The organism is Maribacter sp. C-4077 (genome assembly GCF_055378385.1).
Genome location: NZ_AP038807.1, coordinates 3,600,938 through 3,615,886, shown reverse-complemented (window position 1 = coordinate 3,615,886; position 14,949 = coordinate 3,600,938). Strand labels below are relative to the sequence as shown.

The following is a 14,949-nucleotide window of genomic DNA, read 5'->3' as shown; positions in this document are numbered from 1 at the left end:
CATGAAAATGAGAAACCAACTTAAACCTATTCGAATTCCGCTTGTTTTGTGCTTTGTGGCACTTGTCATAGCCTGTAGTAAAGAATTCGAAGATGTTATTCTCGACAGCTTTGATTTTAGTTTTACGGGCGAACATCCCGAAGAAAGTTTTTTGTTCGAAAGTACCCGAACCGCTTTCTCCTTGATTCCAGAAAAAGAGATTACTACCGTGAACTACTTCATGAAGTATTCTACTAACGATAGTAAAGGTTATTTTATGACCATGGAAGGCGACACGATACGGGCCAATGATACCCTGAACATAACCGACCGCAATTGGAACTATAACTATGTCGCCATAGATACAGGCCTGCATAAGGTCAGGTTTCTCGCTTGGGATTCCAACGCCAATCAAAAAGAATTGGAATTATCGTACAACGCCAAATACGCCAGTTTTAGCTTTTTGCTCAATAAAGGGGTCAACGAGTTCATTATCAACTCTAAAAACCCCTTGAGTGCAACGCTATTGCGGGATAAAGAAACTGAAGATCCTAATAACAAAGGGGACTTTGAAGTTACCTATCAAATTGAAAATGGTACTGGGAAATTATATCTTAGAGAGGAGGTATTTGATGCAGGAAAACCGTTTACCCTTCCAAAAGGGGTTTCAGAACTGGAATATCTGCCCGAGACTTTGGGTGAGCACAAACTTACTGTAACGGCCAAAGCTCCCGATGGGGCTACGTTGACAGAGGAATTACTCCTCACGGTTCTAAATCTGGATTTTACCCTCAATGCCACTGCATCTTCGACCCAAGTAGAACTCGACACAAATTTGGCCATTGCCATAGATTTGAAAACTCAGGATAAGGATTCCGAAGTGGAATATGAAATATCACATTCCTTTTCCTCAACAAGTGACGGAGCGGGAACAGTTAGAGATCACAACGGTGGGGTCATGGAACCTGGTCAATACAGAACAATTGTACCCAACTCCTATAATTATACGTTTACCAGTACCGATTTGGGAAAGCGGAAAATATATTTTGACGTTCGTGATTCCAACGGTCAAGTAAAACGGGATAGTGTCGAAATCGAAGTAGCGAATATTCCCTTTACTTTTTCAGGTAATTCGGAAAGTAATTCCGTATTCGTGAATGAAAGGACACAATTCAACTTCAATATCAAATCCAACGGGAATACCGAAAACATCGATTACAATATATCCTATGAGCTTTTGGAAGGCAATGGGAGAATTACAGGTATCAGCGGCAACACCTTACAAAATTCGACCGAGTATCCCGTGGAACTAGGGAATTTTTCCCTATTCTATTATCCAGAAAGTCTGGGTTCACATCAAGTTTCTTTTATCGTTACGGATAATTATGGTCAAGAAGTCGGCCCTGTATTGATCGATCTCGAAACCAAGCAAAATGATTTTACGGTTAATATCACACCTTCAAAAACTTCCGAATTTGCGAATATTCCCGTGAACGTGATTATAGACATTGACGAAATACCCGAGGGAACCAATGATAGTTATGAGGCCTTTTATTCATCGGGGAGAAACAGTTCGTTACGCGTGAATGGAACTGAATATGGTCCAGGAGAGAAATTCCTTTTAGGCCCGAACAATAACAATGTCGTCTACACAGGCACCGAAGCGGGTCAACATGATATCGTACTTAGTGCAGAATCCACTGCCAATATAACCCATACGGCAAGTACTTCTATCAGTTACAATCAAGTGGATTTTCTATTTACTGGAGGAAGCCAAAAATCCGATATTTCGGTCGGGGAAATCACTTCCTTGAACTTCAATATTTCGGAAAGTATTGGTTCTTCGGACTATACTATGAGATATAGTATTAACGGGAATGCCGTCATAACCAATGAAAATGGCACGCAGGTCAGTGCAGGTAATATTTATGATGTTCCCAAGGGAAATTTCAATTGGGAACTGTTGGGAACGGATGACGGAAATATCAACTTGACTTTCTACGTACAGAATGATACGGGTCTTGAAAAGACAGTTGACATTGCTATTAATGTCGAACCAAAAAATTTCAACTTTACGGCCAATGCTTCCCAATCGCAGGCCAATACCTGGGATACTGTAGACATCAATTTCAACATATCGGAATTGGGTATCGGCGGCGATACGTATGTGATGTATTATTCTTCAGGAGGAAGCAACGGTACTTTTGAATATCAGGGAACCACCTATGCCGCCGGCGAGAGTTTCAACGTTCCGATAGGTACATTCCAAGGAAAATATACCGGAATTTCCGAATCGAACCATAGTATAGAGTTTACCGTTCGGTCTTCGTCGGAAGTAGAAAAAAAGGCGGATGTCAACATACAGTTTGACAAATACGAGGAATTCTTCGATTTCAATATCAGTCAATCCTCCGAGGATAAGTATGAAGGGCAGCCTTTTACTTTGACGGCAGTTACTAATGCCAGCACAGGTCATGATCCCAATATAACCTACGAAATGACTTTTACGTTTACGGGTGCCAGCGCGGGGTACATATACTATAAGAGCCGACTATATCGAGAAGGGGATATTCTGTCGTTGGACTACGGCTCGACCCCAATGCAATTTTTCCCCGAGACCGATGAGAACTTTACCATCAATTTTAGGGTCGAGAATTCCACGGGCATTTCCCAGACGTTGAGCGAATCCGTCATAATGTTCAAAAAACCAACAGTAGCGGCCAAAGGCGAAAAGCGAAATGTTAGTTGCGGTGGCCTGAACGGCTGTGATTATCAGATACGCATTTTTACCTGCTTCGATGCAAATTGCTCAGAGGCTTATAACGGGGCGACCATTCAACAAGTTGAAATACGGATCTATAACCGGTTTGACAGAAGATGGGATACCAAACTTTTTAACTATAACGATGCACAGGGTACAGGCGTTGATCGCATATTTTTAATGGAAGAAGAACCAAGTGAGGGCAAGTTGCGATATCAAGACCAACCTTATGAGGTCAGAGTAATGGATACCAACGGACAATGGAGTGATAGGACTACCGGAAACATTATCAGGGTTTAGTAGTACAAATTTAAACTTTGGCTGTCAGCTTTTTTTAAAAGTAATAGTAACGATAACATCCTCATTGCCCAAATTATCATTCGTCTCAACGACTAATTTTGTTTTAGAAAGTTCTTGAATACGCATTTCGTTTCGAATTTCGAATTGAATGGTCGTGTTATCTATAAGCTCATACCTATCTTCTTCAATAGTGGAGAATGGGTCCTGTTCATCACAAGCCAGTCCATTTTCGTTGATTGAATAAGCACCACTTCCCACCGTTCCCATTTCGGTGAAAAATGTAAGGTTATCTTTTAAACATTGCCTTATTTCTTGAGTATTGAAAAGGTCGATGTTTACGGTACCATCCCCATTGATGTCAACTGCCTTATCAGTCATTATAGCTGTATATTCCCATTGACCTAACAAAGCTTGGCTCCTATCCGACTCGGCTACGGCATCATCATCGCTGTTGCATGAAAAGACGAACATTATGGAAAAAACTAGAAAAATAATAGTGCTGATTTTCATGGATATTGGTTTTGGTAAGCTCTACAAATATAAAATTTTGCGCTCCAATATCTTAAACAAGATTTAAGCCGATAAATTGCGCATTGGAAAAATAAATTCAAACAGACGATTTTTCTTCGTCCGTTTGGGTTTATGCGCGGTGCCGAGGGTGTTGAAAATTTGGAGCCGGAAAGTCGACCGCTCGGGAGGCTTGAAGGCGAAGGATTTTCAACTTCCGCAGGAGCATAGGGAACATGAAAAATAACTTATGGATTCTTTTGAAATAATGCCAACATCCAAATACGAACTTACATTATGGTAATTCACTGGCTAAGACCAAAAAAATTGATTCTCTAAAACGTTCAGTTTATAGTCATTTCAAAAGGGAATAAAGACTTTTTTGTAAATAACAAAATTTGAACAGACTTCGAACCACTATGGAAAACCTGGAATTAGTGCTGTTTGTAACATGGAAGTTCAGGTTTATTTAAACCTATGCGACAAAAATATACTTTTGATTAATCCTTGGTTAACAGGTGCATAGCAATATACCCAGTTCAAGTTCTTACCATCTTTCTTATCCGAGTAAAACGAAAACCTTGTACTAATCTCTCCTTCTCTTTTTTCCAAAACGATTTTCGAAGAGTAACCTCCTACCATAAGCTCCTGAAAGCTGATTGTTCCGTTGTTCTCTTTAATGCCATCAATAGAGGAAAAAGAGAAAACACCATAATCAAAATAAAGAGTATCCCTGTTGTTTGTGAGTCCTCCAAAAAAACCATCAGTGCCTTGAGGGTAAAAACGGACCCAATCCAAGGGAGTGACCAAGGTGAATTTTTCAAAATCAATTCTTTGTTCAGTAGTAGGGTCAAATCCTCCATCACTTTCGCAACTTACAAGAAATGAAGCTATCGTAAAGATTTTTAAAAATCTGGATTTATCGAAAATCATCATTAGGATTTTTAATTAGATGTGAATTTCATAGGACAGTTGCGTGATTTATAAATATGTTGAACACAAAGTGAAAGATTTATTTGCCTAATATAATAAAACAAACAAAAATAAGGGACTGTAATTTAAACTCTGTCCGGTTCTGAATAGGTTCGCCTTAAGAAATTGACTAATGCTTTTCTTACGGCTCGTTGTTGGCAGTGATTAAATAAATGTACAGAATATTAATAATTTAAATTAAATCCAGCACCAAAACCCATATCGCTATCGTAATGCGCCGTAATTCCCAAATTACGGGTTGCTATATATCGCAATCCTCCCATATACTCTTTGTCTGTATTCCACATCAAATTCATTCGTAGCCTTGCTGTAACGGGAATATCGTTACGCTCAAATTGTAGCCTTACATTCCCATCGGTAAAAATCTCGGCCTGCGCCATTACCAGCATTGGCAAGGTGTAATTGACCCCTACGCTTACCAAAGCACGCTTATCTTTTGTGTTCTTCTGTCCAAAAAGATTTTCCTCCACCTCATTATGCCCCAATTTTCTATAGCGCCAGTCAAAACCTACAAAGGGCATCAGCCATTGCATTTTTCCGATATACCGCCCTATATGGGTTTCGGTTTCATAACCGTGCATATCATTATAACCCAGACGCCATTCGGTACCAAAACTCCAACGAGTGCTCTGTGCCATTAACTCCCCATCATTTCCATTGGTGGCAAAATCGTTTTCTGCCATTAAATGGAAATCCCTATCGTCACCCTTTAATTTTTTCAATGCAAGGTTTGGATTAGGTATCAACGGATTGGGCTCTTGGTTTTCATAACTAAAAACCCTGCCCATACCGCTCATCATATGGTAAAGGATGTGACAGTGAAAAAACCAATCGCCTACTGCATTTGCCTCAAACTCGATGACATCGGTTTCCATAGGCATAATATCCACCACATTTTTTAATGGCGCGTATTCGCCTTGGCCGTTGAGCAACCTGAAATCGTGGCCATGCAAGTGCATCGGGTGGCGCATCATCGAATTGTTGTACAGCGTAATCCTTACTTTTTCGCCCTTTTTAATGAGAATTTTATCGCTTTCCGAAATCACTTTATTGTCCAGGCTCCAAACGTAACGGTTCATATTTCCCGTAAGCGTAAAATGTAGCTCCCGTACTGGTGCCTCCTCGGGAAGCGTGGTTTGGGTAGGCGATTTGAGCATAGCGTAGTTGAGCGTTGTGATTTCTGAAAGTTCATTGCTTTTGTACATATCTTCGTTCATCTTCATTCCTTTCATTCCATCCATTTCGCCCATATTCTGGCCAATAGGCTCTTCGTTTTCCATTTTTTTGCTTTTTCCGTTATCCGCAGGACTGGTTATTTCAGGATACATCACCACGTTCATATCCATTTGCTGTAGGCTCATATTCATTCCCATTTGGTCAAGGTCGCCATTCATTTTCATCATTCCGTTCATCATTTCCATCCCTTCAAAGTATTTCAGTTTGGGTAGTGGCGCCGTGAGCTGCTTGATGCCTTCGCCCAAATAGAGGGAGGCCGATTTGGTACGGTCTTCTGGGGTTGCTAAAAACTCAAAAGCAGTGTTATCTGCCGGAATGGTAACTACCACATCATAGGTTTCAGAAACTGCTATAAGCATCCTGTCCACCTCCACAGGCTCCACATCATTACCGTCATTGGCGACCACGGTTATTTTTCCGCCAGCATACGTGAGCCAAAAATAGCTGGAAGCACCTCCGTTTGAAATTTGCAGGCGCACCTTATCTCCAGCTTTTAGCCCTTTTAGGGAAGTATCCTCATTTTCATTTTTGCCATTGATGAAAAACTTCTCATAATAAACGTCGCTTACGTCCATAGCGTTCATACGCTTCCACTCATTGCGAAGTTTTGTTTTTAGGTGCCCCTTTTTTATGGCCTCTGCATAGCTTTGTGTGGTTCCCTTTTTTATGGCAAACCAGTCTGATGCATTGTGTAGCATTCTATGTACATTTTCGGGCTTTAAATCTGTCCATTCACTTAAAACTATGGGAATGGTGGGCAAATCGTCTATGCCTTTTCTGAAAGTTTTATCGTCCGGTCTTTTTTTCAAAATCATAGAACCATACATTCCTATCTGCTCCTGTAAACCAAAATGGCTGTGGTACCAATGGGTTCCGTGCTGTATGATTGGAAAGGTATATTTATGCACCGTGTGCGGTTTTATGGGCATTTGGGTCAAGTAGGGAACGCCGTCTTCCTTATTGGGCAAAAACAGCCCGTGCCAATGCAGGGCCGTTTCTTCATCCAACTCATTGTGCACATAGATTTCGGCAATATCGCCTTCCGTAAAGGTAAGGGTTGACATTGGTATCTGTCCGTTCACGGCAATGGCCCGCTTTTCCTTACCTGTAAAATTCACGATGGTATCACGAACATAAAGGTCGTAACGCACTATATTTTGTGCCTCAATGGAAAGCGTTCCAAGAAAGAGGATGACAATGATTATTTTTTTCATTTGGATGTCAAAGATTAGATTTTAACGAATTTCAATTTTTTGTTTCAATAGTTTCCACGGTAGAGCCACAACTCAACATTTGAGAGCCATAGTAGGGATTTTTGATTGTTTTGTCCTTACTCAACCAATTGGCGTCCTGCATTGGGCAGTATTGGTAATAGAGGGTTTCATCGGCTTTGTAAAAAGGAAGGAGCCCGTGCATATTTTTTGACAGCACCTTGAAAGTCTCGCGTTGCCTGCCAATATCCTTGTTTTCCGAAATACTTTTTGAAACATCCATCAATGAAGGCATTAGTGCATTTATAGCGGTCTGTTCTTCCGCTTTTAGCGATTCTATTTTCAGGGCTTTTAATGCGACCAACAATTCCGATGATTTTGCGGCCGCTGCCGTAGGATTGGTATTTACCAAGGCATCTTTTACCCCGAAATAACTGTTGAACAACGCGTCCAATGGATTTTTTCCCATTATTTTAGGCATAGCCATATCTGTATGGTTTTCAGAAGATGGAGTAGTCATTTCCATTTTTGATTCGGGCATATCCATATCCATTTTAGTGTGGTCCATAGCTATTGTAGGCTGTTTGTTCTGTCTTTCGTACTTACAGCATTCCGCAAGTTGCGCATAGGCACTGTCCGGCGCTAAATATTCGTCGCTGTCATAACCAGCCAAGGCAATACGTTTTAGTATTTCGTCCCGAGTTGTTTTTTTGGAATCGAAGGTTAATTCGGCCATTTTGCTTTCCTCGTTCCAAGTGACCTTGGCTACATTTTTAAGGTTTCCTGCATTTTCTATGGGCCCTTTGCAGGTATCGCAGCTGCCGAAAATTTTTACGGTTTCGGTTTTTTGGTTTTTTATTTGGGAGAAGCCCGAAGTTGTTGATAATACTACTGATAGCAATATCAATATGTTGACCATTGATTTCATTTTTAAAAGAATTTAAAATTGTTATGTAAGATTGAATGTTGAGAACAAAGAATTTGCTTTCAATTTGACGCAATTGTGGCTATCAAGGAAAGGATGCCTAGCTCAATTTTGGAGGGGACCAAATCTGGAAATAGACAGGTCTTGGCTGTTGTTTGGTATAGTTCCAAAGGTTCTTGAAAGCAACGATAACAGCTGTCTCGGTTTCATCGGAAACTAAAGGATAATTTATAGGCAAAGTGGTGGTTGACGGACAGTGGCAGGAAAGATTTCCGCAAGTGCCATCGCAATCTTTTTTCTCACTGTCCTTACTTTTATGATTTTTACAACATTCGCTGTGGGAAGGTTCCGCGTGATTAGAACAACAGCTTTTTTCAGATTGATGGGTAAGGTCAATATGTGCAAATACCCTCGGTGGCACCAAAAATATGCTGAGGGTAATGAACATAATCGCTATTTGAATCTTCTTTCCCATTCTTTAATAATCGAACAAATGTAATCAAAAAAATAATCCGTAATATGGATTGCTTTTTTGATGGCCAAAATTTAAGTATTATTTATGAGCTCTATCATAACGAGACTTTATATGATTTAAAATCAGTCATTTAAGGCTGTTGAAAATAGTTTCAAAATTTTGGATACGGTAAGGGAAATCGCTTTTTTAGTCTAAAATATCAGCATTTTCATTTTATAATTCCAGTTATTAAAATCCATTTAAATTACATCCGTTAACTTTTGATTGAAACATTCCACCAGCATTTTATACAGCTCTTGATGTTTCTTTTTAAGTAAATCTGGTCGCTCGAAGAAATACTCTGAAGCTACAGCAAAGAATTCTGCTTGGTTTGTACCTCCGTATTTTCGGATATCAGAATGATTATTATTAATCGCTTCCATTTCCTTATGGATTAAAGTCAACCAAGGAATGGCATATTGATGTTCTAACAATCGCTCTGGAATGCCATCTGTACTATCATCCAGCTTATCAATAAGATGCACAAACTCGTGTATGCCCGTATTGCTTTTGTCGGTTGTGTTTTTGAACCCGTGATGCAATGCTTTTTTCGATAAAATCATTTGCTTTTCAAAACGTCCATTCCCCACAATTCCACCGATATTACGCGACTTATCTTTGCTGCTAAATTGCATATCCTCATTGAAGTTATCAGGATACAATAGGATTCCGCTTAAATTGGTATATTGCCATTCCTCAAAACCAAAAACAGGAATTACAGCACTCGCCGCAATTAAAATCTTGTCGAGCTCATGCAATTCCAATTGTACCCCATCAATATAGACTTCACTTAAAAATTGCATCATTCGTTGCTGAAATGCTGCTTGCCTTTCCTTTGAAAGGTTACGATAGTAGAGTACATTATCCAACAACAATCCATGCCAGTGCTCTGGGAAAGGCTGCACCTTTTGTCGTTTTGCTTTTCTATAAAAGTGAACAACCAAAAGAAGAATGACACCTAAGAGGATAACGTAACCCATAATAATTTAAAGGTATTACTCTACTGACTCTGCCTTAAATCCTACTTTTTGCAAGGTAGCTTTTACATCTTCTTCGGAAGCACCATCGCTTTCTATGGTTAAGATTTTATCAGGATTGGCGGTATCCACTTCCCAACTTTCAACACCCTCTTGTTTGTTTAAAAATGGGGTTACTTTAGAGACACAACCACCACAATTGATATTTGTTTTAAATTTTAAAGTTTTCATAGTTTCTGAATTTATAATTATTAAAGTCTTATTCGTTTTAACCGTAGGCTATTAACTACAACCGATACACTACTGAATGCCATTGCTGCTCCCGCAATCATCGGGTCTAACAAGAACCCATTTACGGGATACAGAACTCCTGCCGCGATAGGTATTCCAATGATATTATATATGAATGCCCAAAACAGGTTCTGACGTATACCAAAAACCGTTTTTTTTGATAGTTCCAACGCTTTGGGAATGGTTTGCAAATCTGAGGTAATCAAGGTCATCTTTGCCACGTCCATTGCGATGTCCGAACCTTTACCCATTGCAATACTTACATTGGCTTGTGCTAAAGCATGAGAATCATTGATACCATCGCCAACCATAGCTACTATCTTTCCTTCCGATTGTAATTTTTCAACAAAAGCTGCTTTCTCTGAGGGCATTACTTCTCCTTGGTAGTTGGTTATCCCTACTTGTTGTGCTACTGCTGCTGCAGTTTTATTATTATCTCCAGTAAGCATATAGACCTCGATACCCCTTTCTTGAAGCGTTGCTATGGCCTTCTTTGAAGTTTCCTTAATCTTGTCCGCAATGGCGAGTATCGCCAGCACTTGTTTTTCATTAGCAAAAAATATGACTGTTTTTGCTTGCTCTTCGAGGCTTTCTGCTGTTTGCATTAAGGAGGCATCGATTTGAATATTATTCTCAAGCATTAATTTATGGTTTCCCACATAATATTTTGAACCGTCCTTTATTTCAGCTTGAACGCCTTTTCCTGTAATACTTTCAAAAGAAGCAATTTCAGCTTTTTCAATATCTTCTTCTTTCAAAAGGTTGACCACCGCTTCCGCCAAAGGGTGTTCAGATTGTGCTTCAATTGCTAAAAGAATTTGTTTGTATTTCTTCGTGTCTTTATTATTCTCAGACCAATGAATATCCGTCACTAATGGTCTTCCTTCGGTAATGGTACCCGTTTTATCAAGAATGACCGCATTCACTTTATGGCCGAGTTCTAAACTTTCGGCATCTTTTATCAGGATATTGTTCTCGGCTCCTTTCCCAATACCCACCATTATAGCTGTAGGTGTTGCCAATCCTAATGCACAGGGACAAGCGATAACCAATACTGCTACAGAGGTCAATAACGCCTGCGCAAATGCATCATCGCCTCCTACCAACATCCAAACGATGAACGTAATGATGGATATACCCAATACGATGGGAACAAAAATACCGGCAATCTTATCGACCAATTTTTGAACTGGAGCCTTACTTCCCTGTGCTTCCTGCACCATTTTGATGATTTGGGAGAGCAAAGTTTCCCCACCTACTTTTTCAGCGGTAAATTGAAAACTTCCTTTTTGGTTTACCGTACCCGCAAATACTTTTCCACCACCTGATTTTTCCACGGGAACAGGTTCCCCTGTAATCATACTTTCATCTACATACGAGCTGCCTTTGGAAACTTCCCCATCCACAGGAATCTTTTCTCCTGGACGAACTAAAATAGTTTGACCTACTTGAACCGAGGAAATAGGAATTTCTTTTTCTTCCCCATGCTCAATGATTTTTAGTGTTTTGGGTTGTAATCCCATCAGTTTTTTAATGGCCGAAGAGGTGTTTGATTTGGCCCTTTCTTCCAATAATTTTCCAAGGGAAATGAATGTAATAATGACCGTGGCCGCTTCGTAATAGACGTGTGGTTCAATACCACGGCTCAGCCAAAATTCAGGAAAGAGGGTGTTGAAAACACTGAACAGAAAAGCGATTCCGGTACTCAAGGCGACCAAGGTATCCATATTCGCCTTCCCGTGTTTGGCCTGCTTGAAAGCATTGATGAAAAAGCTACGACCGAACCAAAATAAAACAGGAAAAGTCAATACCAAGGATATCCATTTTCCAGGTTCCCAATGCATAAAAAACATTCCCAAAATGAAAATGGGAAGGGTCAGAATCGCTGACCAGATAGTACGGTTTTTTATATCATAATAATGCTTTTGCCGAAGCTCCTCTTGTACCTCCGAAGGGTCTTCAGCATTTATGATAATGTCATAGCCCACCTGACGTAAAGCGTTTTGCAATTTTTCTTCGGTAACGTTCTCATCATAATCTACGAGTACCGAGCTGCTCGCAAAATTAACAATGGCATTATTGACACCTTCAGTATGCGACAGGATGGATTCAACACTTGATGCGCAGGCCGCACAAGTCATTCCCGTGACCGGAAACGATTTTTTGATATCTGATTTCTTGGTTTTATCCTTTTGCTCCAAAACAGTTGTGGTTTCCATAGCTTTATCTGAATTACTTTATGCAAAGTTCGGAATTGTTGCCGCCAACCGTGTTACGAAATTTGCTGAAAGAGTTGTAGAATTCTCGGAAGAAACAACTGACCATCGTGCAAAAATCTACATAAAGTTTTTCGCCTCTTGACCACAGGCCTCGACTACTCTTATCAATGGCTGTGACAGGTAAAAAGAGTACTCCCTCTTTCCAGCGATAGTAGAAGTCTCTGCAAAGCTTTACTTGTTGCATTAAAAAGTTGCTTACATACAATAATCTTATGCTTTAATTATTTTTCATAGGACCATTTTTTCCTAATTTAAGGCTTAATAGAATTACTACTATGAAAAACTCTAAAAGTGAAATTTGGTTAATCGCCGGATTGAGAACACCATTTGCAAAAGTCGATAAAGAGCTTAAAGATAAAGATGCTCTCCAATTATCGATTCCCGTTGTTCAAGAAATGATAAAATGGAATTCCATTTCCCCCAATCTCTTTATCTGGGGTTCGGTAGCGCCGAATCTTGGCTACAGCAACCTTGCGCGAGAGATACTTATGGATGCAGAATTGGATCAAAGTATTCCAGCGTTTACCACTATTATGGCCTGCAGTACCAGTATGATGGCAGCCATTGAAGCCGCTGGATTGATAACCGAAGAGGAGGTTGCCCTAGTGGGCGGCGTCGAAAGTATGAGTCGGGTTCAACTAGGACTGAACCAGAATTTTTCCGACTGGCTGCGGAGGTTGTTCCAAAGCAAGACACTTGCGGATAAATTTTCAAAATTGAAAGATTTGAGTTTTGGGGATATACGGTTGTTTATCCCGAGTGTTACCAACAGAACTACTGGCCTGAGTATGGGCGAACATTCCGAAATTACCACAAAACGCCTTCAAATAGAGAGAAGGCGGCAAGACGAGATTGCCCTTAACAGCCATCAAAATTATATTAGGGGAAGAAATAATGGTTTTTTTGATGATTTGATTTTACCGCTGGATGGCATTAAAGAGGATAAGATTCCTCGGGAAAATACCAGTTTGGAGCAGTTGGCCAAACTCAATCCAGTATTCGATAAGGAGTCGGGCAACGGTTCATTGACTGCCGGAAATTCTTCCTTATTGACCGATGGTGCCGCAGGTTTATGGGTATGTGGTTCAAAAGCAAAAGAGAAATTTTCTGACAACTCCTATGCTACTCAATTGGTAGACTGGGAAATCGCCGCCGTAAATATTGAAAAAGAAGGACTGTTGATGGCCACTACTTTTGCCATACCCAAATTGTTGGAAAGACATAAACTTCGTTATGACGAAATTGACCTATGGGAAATACACGAAGCATTTGGGGCACAGGTGGCTGCTAACGTTCAATTACTTGAAGATAAAAATCACCTTAAAAAGGTGGGTGTTTCATTCGACTTTGGAGCGTTCCCTTGGGCCCATCTCAATCCAAATGGAGGAAGCATTGCCGTTGGTCACCCTTTCGGAGCAACTGGTTCAAGAATTATTAACCAGGCCATTAAGGAACTGGCACAAATGGGACCCGGCAAGAAAGCGGTGGTCAGTGTCTGTGCCGATGGTGGACTGGGAACGGTGATGTTATTGGAATCCTGACTAATATGTTTGGTTTATATCAGCGTATAAATAAAGGATACTCAAAAGGTTTCTTAAATCATTTACCGGAGGTTGTGCATCTACCATAAATAAAAATACTTATTTAACGGCAAACCCCATTGAGAATCGCTCACATACCGCGTTTACCGTCCCAACTGATTCTCCAGATCGTATTGGTCACATCATCGGTTATCAACATCGATCCATCGAGTAGTACGGCGGCACCCACGGGTCGGCCATAGACCTCATCTTTTTTGCCGTCAACAATAAAACCCGTTAAAAAGTCTTCAGGTTTTCCAGTTTGTTCTCCGTTCTCGAAAGGCACGAAAACCACTTTATAGCCTGATAAAACCTGTCTGTTCCAAGAACCATGCTGCACGACAAAGGCTCCGTTCCGATACTTGTCAGGAAAGGAATCGCCCGTGTAGAACGTCAATCCCAAAGATGCCGTATGGGGGCCAACGTTCACATCGGGCAGCAGTGTATTCTCCACTTGGGCCGAAGGCACCCATTTTACCCTTGGATCTTCATTTTGCCCATAGTACACATAGGGCCAACCATAAAATCCGTTTTCGCGGACACTGGTCAAATAATCTGGTACGAGGTTGTTGCCCAATCCGTCGCGTTCGTTGACCGCCGTCCACAAGTCTCCGGTAATGGGGTTCCAATCCATACCCACGGCGTTTCTTAATCCGGAAGCAAAGACCCTTAATCCGGAACCATCGGGGTCGATCTCCAGAATGGCCGCCTTCATGAATTCGGCCTCGCCCCTTTCTCCCCGACATTTGAGCCACTACCGACCGCTATGTATATTTTTGAACCGTCCTTGTTGGCAATTATATTGCGTGTCCAATGTCGATTGGCCTTTCCTGCGGGCAAGGTCGTAATTTTTTCTGCTTTTCCCGATAGTTGAGATTGGCCGGGCTTGTAAGGAAAACGTAGCAATCCGTTGGTATTGGCCACATAGAACCAATCATCCAACACAAGCATTCCGAAGGGTTGATTGAGTTCCTTTTCGAGAAATACGGCGCGTTCATCGGGAGATCCATCCTTGTCTACATCGCGGAGCAAGGTTATCAAGTCGGCACTGTTCTTAAAGCTTTTCGACTTTGATGCCCCGATGAACCATGCCCCGATTTTTTTCCAAAGCGGATAATTCGAATTGCTTTGCGCCACAAGTACATCGCCATTCGGTGTAACGTACATCCACCTTGGATTCTTGAAACCGTCAGCATATTTTGTAACGGTAAAACCTGGCGGGGCTTTTGGGGTCCTTCCATTTTTCCAGCCAATGACATTGCTATAGTTGGAATAGGACTTGGATGCCGATATCGGCGGTAGCGAATCGACGGTCTGCGCATTTGTAGTTGCCAATACTAGGAGTGAAATGATTAAACCTGTAAAAAAACGTGTTCCCATAGCCATTTAAAATTTT

Annotated in this window: 12 protein-coding genes; 2 read left to right on the top strand and 10 right to left on the bottom strand. The window is 40.9% G+C overall.

Annotation, left to right across the window (positions count from 1 at the left end):
* Nucleotides 1-7 precede the first annotated feature (7 nt).
* Nucleotides 8-3,040 (top strand): TraQ conjugal transfer family protein, encoded by a 3,033-nt coding sequence (locus ACZ41C_RS15595; protein WP_464562731.1) that lies wholly within the window; start codon nucleotides 8-10, stop codon nucleotides 3,038-3,040.
* 24 nt (nucleotides 3,041-3,064) lie between these two features.
* Here the strand turns inward: ACZ41C_RS15595 and ACZ41C_RS15590 are convergent, their stop codons facing one another.
* From ACZ41C_RS15590 to ACZ41C_RS15555, 8 genes are all read right to left on the bottom strand, one after another.
* Entirely contained in the window at nucleotides 3,065-3,550 is a 486-nt protein-coding gene (locus ACZ41C_RS15590) for a hypothetical protein (RefSeq protein WP_464562729.1), read from the bottom strand.
* Nucleotides 3,551-4,012: 462 nt separating this feature from the next.
* On the bottom strand, nucleotides 4,013-4,483 hold the full coding sequence (locus ACZ41C_RS15585; RefSeq protein ID WP_464562727.1) for a hypothetical protein: 471 nt from the start codon (nucleotides 4,481-4,483) through the stop codon (nucleotides 4,013-4,015).
* A gap of 221 nt (nucleotides 4,484-4,704) precedes the next feature.
* Nucleotides 4,705-6,990: a multicopper oxidase domain-containing protein gene (locus ACZ41C_RS15580; RefSeq protein ID WP_464562725.1), complete on the bottom strand. Its 2,286-nt coding sequence runs from the start codon at nucleotides 6,988-6,990 to the stop codon at nucleotides 4,705-4,707.
* A 31-nt stretch (nucleotides 6,991-7,021) separates the two neighbouring features.
* Nucleotides 7,022-7,915, bottom strand: a complete 894-nt coding sequence (locus tag ACZ41C_RS15575; RefSeq protein WP_464562723.1) for a DUF3347 domain-containing protein — start codon at nucleotides 7,913-7,915, stop codon at nucleotides 7,022-7,024.
* 97 nt (nucleotides 7,916-8,012) lie between these two features.
* A complete protein-coding gene (locus tag ACZ41C_RS15570) occupies nucleotides 8,013-8,387 on the bottom strand; it encodes a hypothetical protein (RefSeq protein ID WP_464562721.1) in 375 nt (124 codons plus the stop codon).
* Nucleotides 8,388-8,626: 239 nt separating this feature from the next.
* The gene (locus tag ACZ41C_RS15565) at nucleotides 8,627-9,406 is read right to left on the bottom strand and encodes a M90 family metallopeptidase (RefSeq protein WP_464562719.1); all 780 of its coding nucleotides are present in this window, start codon (nucleotides 9,404-9,406) and stop codon (nucleotides 8,627-8,629) included.
* 15 nt (nucleotides 9,407-9,421) lie between these two features.
* Nucleotides 9,422-9,634, bottom strand: a complete 213-nt coding sequence (locus tag ACZ41C_RS15560) for a heavy-metal-associated domain-containing protein (RefSeq protein ID WP_464562717.1) — start codon at nucleotides 9,632-9,634, stop codon at nucleotides 9,422-9,424.
* Between the two features lie 20 nt (nucleotides 9,635-9,654).
* Nucleotides 9,655-11,913: a heavy metal translocating P-type ATPase gene (locus ACZ41C_RS15555; RefSeq protein ID WP_464562715.1), complete on the bottom strand. Its 2,259-nt coding sequence runs from the start codon at nucleotides 11,911-11,913 to the stop codon at nucleotides 9,655-9,657.
* A gap of 335 nt (nucleotides 11,914-12,248) precedes the next feature.
* Here ACZ41C_RS15555 and ACZ41C_RS15550 point away from each other — a divergent pair, with 335 nt between their 5' ends.
* Nucleotides 12,249-13,514: a thiolase family protein gene (locus tag ACZ41C_RS15550; RefSeq protein ID WP_121848307.1), complete on the top strand. Its 1,266-nt coding sequence runs from the start codon at nucleotides 12,249-12,251 to the stop codon at nucleotides 13,512-13,514.
* A 130-nt stretch (nucleotides 13,515-13,644) separates the two neighbouring features.
* On the opposite strand, the gene ACZ41C_RS15545 is transcribed toward ACZ41C_RS15550, so the two are convergent.
* Both ACZ41C_RS15545 and ACZ41C_RS15540 read right to left on the bottom strand, forming a co-directional pair.
* Nucleotides 13,645-14,268 carry a PQQ-dependent sugar dehydrogenase gene (locus ACZ41C_RS15545; RefSeq protein WP_464562712.1) on the bottom strand — a complete coding sequence of 208 codons (624 nt, stop codon included), beginning with the start codon at nucleotides 14,266-14,268 and terminating at the stop codon, nucleotides 13,645-13,647.
* Complete coding sequence (locus ACZ41C_RS15540) at nucleotides 14,265-14,933, bottom strand: PQQ-dependent sugar dehydrogenase (RefSeq protein WP_464562710.1); 669 nt, start codon at nucleotides 14,931-14,933, stop codon at nucleotides 14,265-14,267. Before ACZ41C_RS15540 ends, ACZ41C_RS15545 begins: the two co-directional genes overlap by 4 nt.
* Between the last annotated feature and the right edge of the window lie 16 nt (nucleotides 14,934-14,949).

What these genes read in the sequence shown, in the direction of transcription:
- ACZ41C_RS15540 (WP_464562710.1), bottom strand. Translation starts at nt 14,933, where the DNA reads ATGGGAACACGTTTTTTTACAGGTTTAATCATTTCACTCCTAGTATTG.
- ACZ41C_RS15575 (WP_464562723.1), bottom strand. Translation starts at nt 7,915, where the DNA reads ATGAAATCAATGGTCAACATATTGATATTGCTATCAGTAGTATTATCA.
- ACZ41C_RS15580 (WP_464562725.1), bottom strand. Translation starts at nt 6,990, where the DNA reads ATGAAAAAAATAATCATTGTCATCCTCTTTCTTGGAACGCTTTCCATT.
- ACZ41C_RS15545 (WP_464562712.1), bottom strand. Translation starts at nt 14,268, where the DNA reads ATGAAGGCGGCCATTCTGGAGATCGACCCCGATGGTTCCGGATTAAGG.
- ACZ41C_RS15565 (WP_464562719.1), bottom strand. Translation starts at nt 9,406, where the DNA reads ATGGGTTACGTTATCCTCTTAGGTGTCATTCTTCTTTTGGTTGTTCAC.
- ACZ41C_RS15585 (WP_464562727.1), bottom strand. Translation starts at nt 4,483, where the DNA reads ATGATGATTTTCGATAAATCCAGATTTTTAAAAATCTTTACGATAGCT.
- ACZ41C_RS15590 (WP_464562729.1), bottom strand. Translation starts at nt 3,550, where the DNA reads ATGAAAATCAGCACTATTATTTTTCTAGTTTTTTCCATAATGTTCGTC.
- ACZ41C_RS15595 (WP_464562731.1), top strand. Translation starts at nt 8, where the DNA reads ATGAGAAACCAACTTAAACCTATTCGAATTCCGCTTGTTTTGTGCTTT.
- ACZ41C_RS15570 (WP_464562721.1), bottom strand. Translation starts at nt 8,387, where the DNA reads ATGGGAAAGAAGATTCAAATAGCGATTATGTTCATTACCCTCAGCATA.
- ACZ41C_RS15555 (WP_464562715.1), bottom strand. Translation starts at nt 11,913, where the DNA reads ATGGAAACCACAACTGTTTTGGAGCAAAAGGATAAAACCAAGAAATCA.
- ACZ41C_RS15560 (WP_464562717.1), bottom strand. Translation starts at nt 9,634, where the DNA reads ATGAAAACTTTAAAATTTAAAACAAATATCAATTGTGGTGGTTGTGTC.
- ACZ41C_RS15550 (WP_121848307.1), top strand. Translation starts at nt 12,249, where the DNA reads ATGAAAAACTCTAAAAGTGAAATTTGGTTAATCGCCGGATTGAGAACA.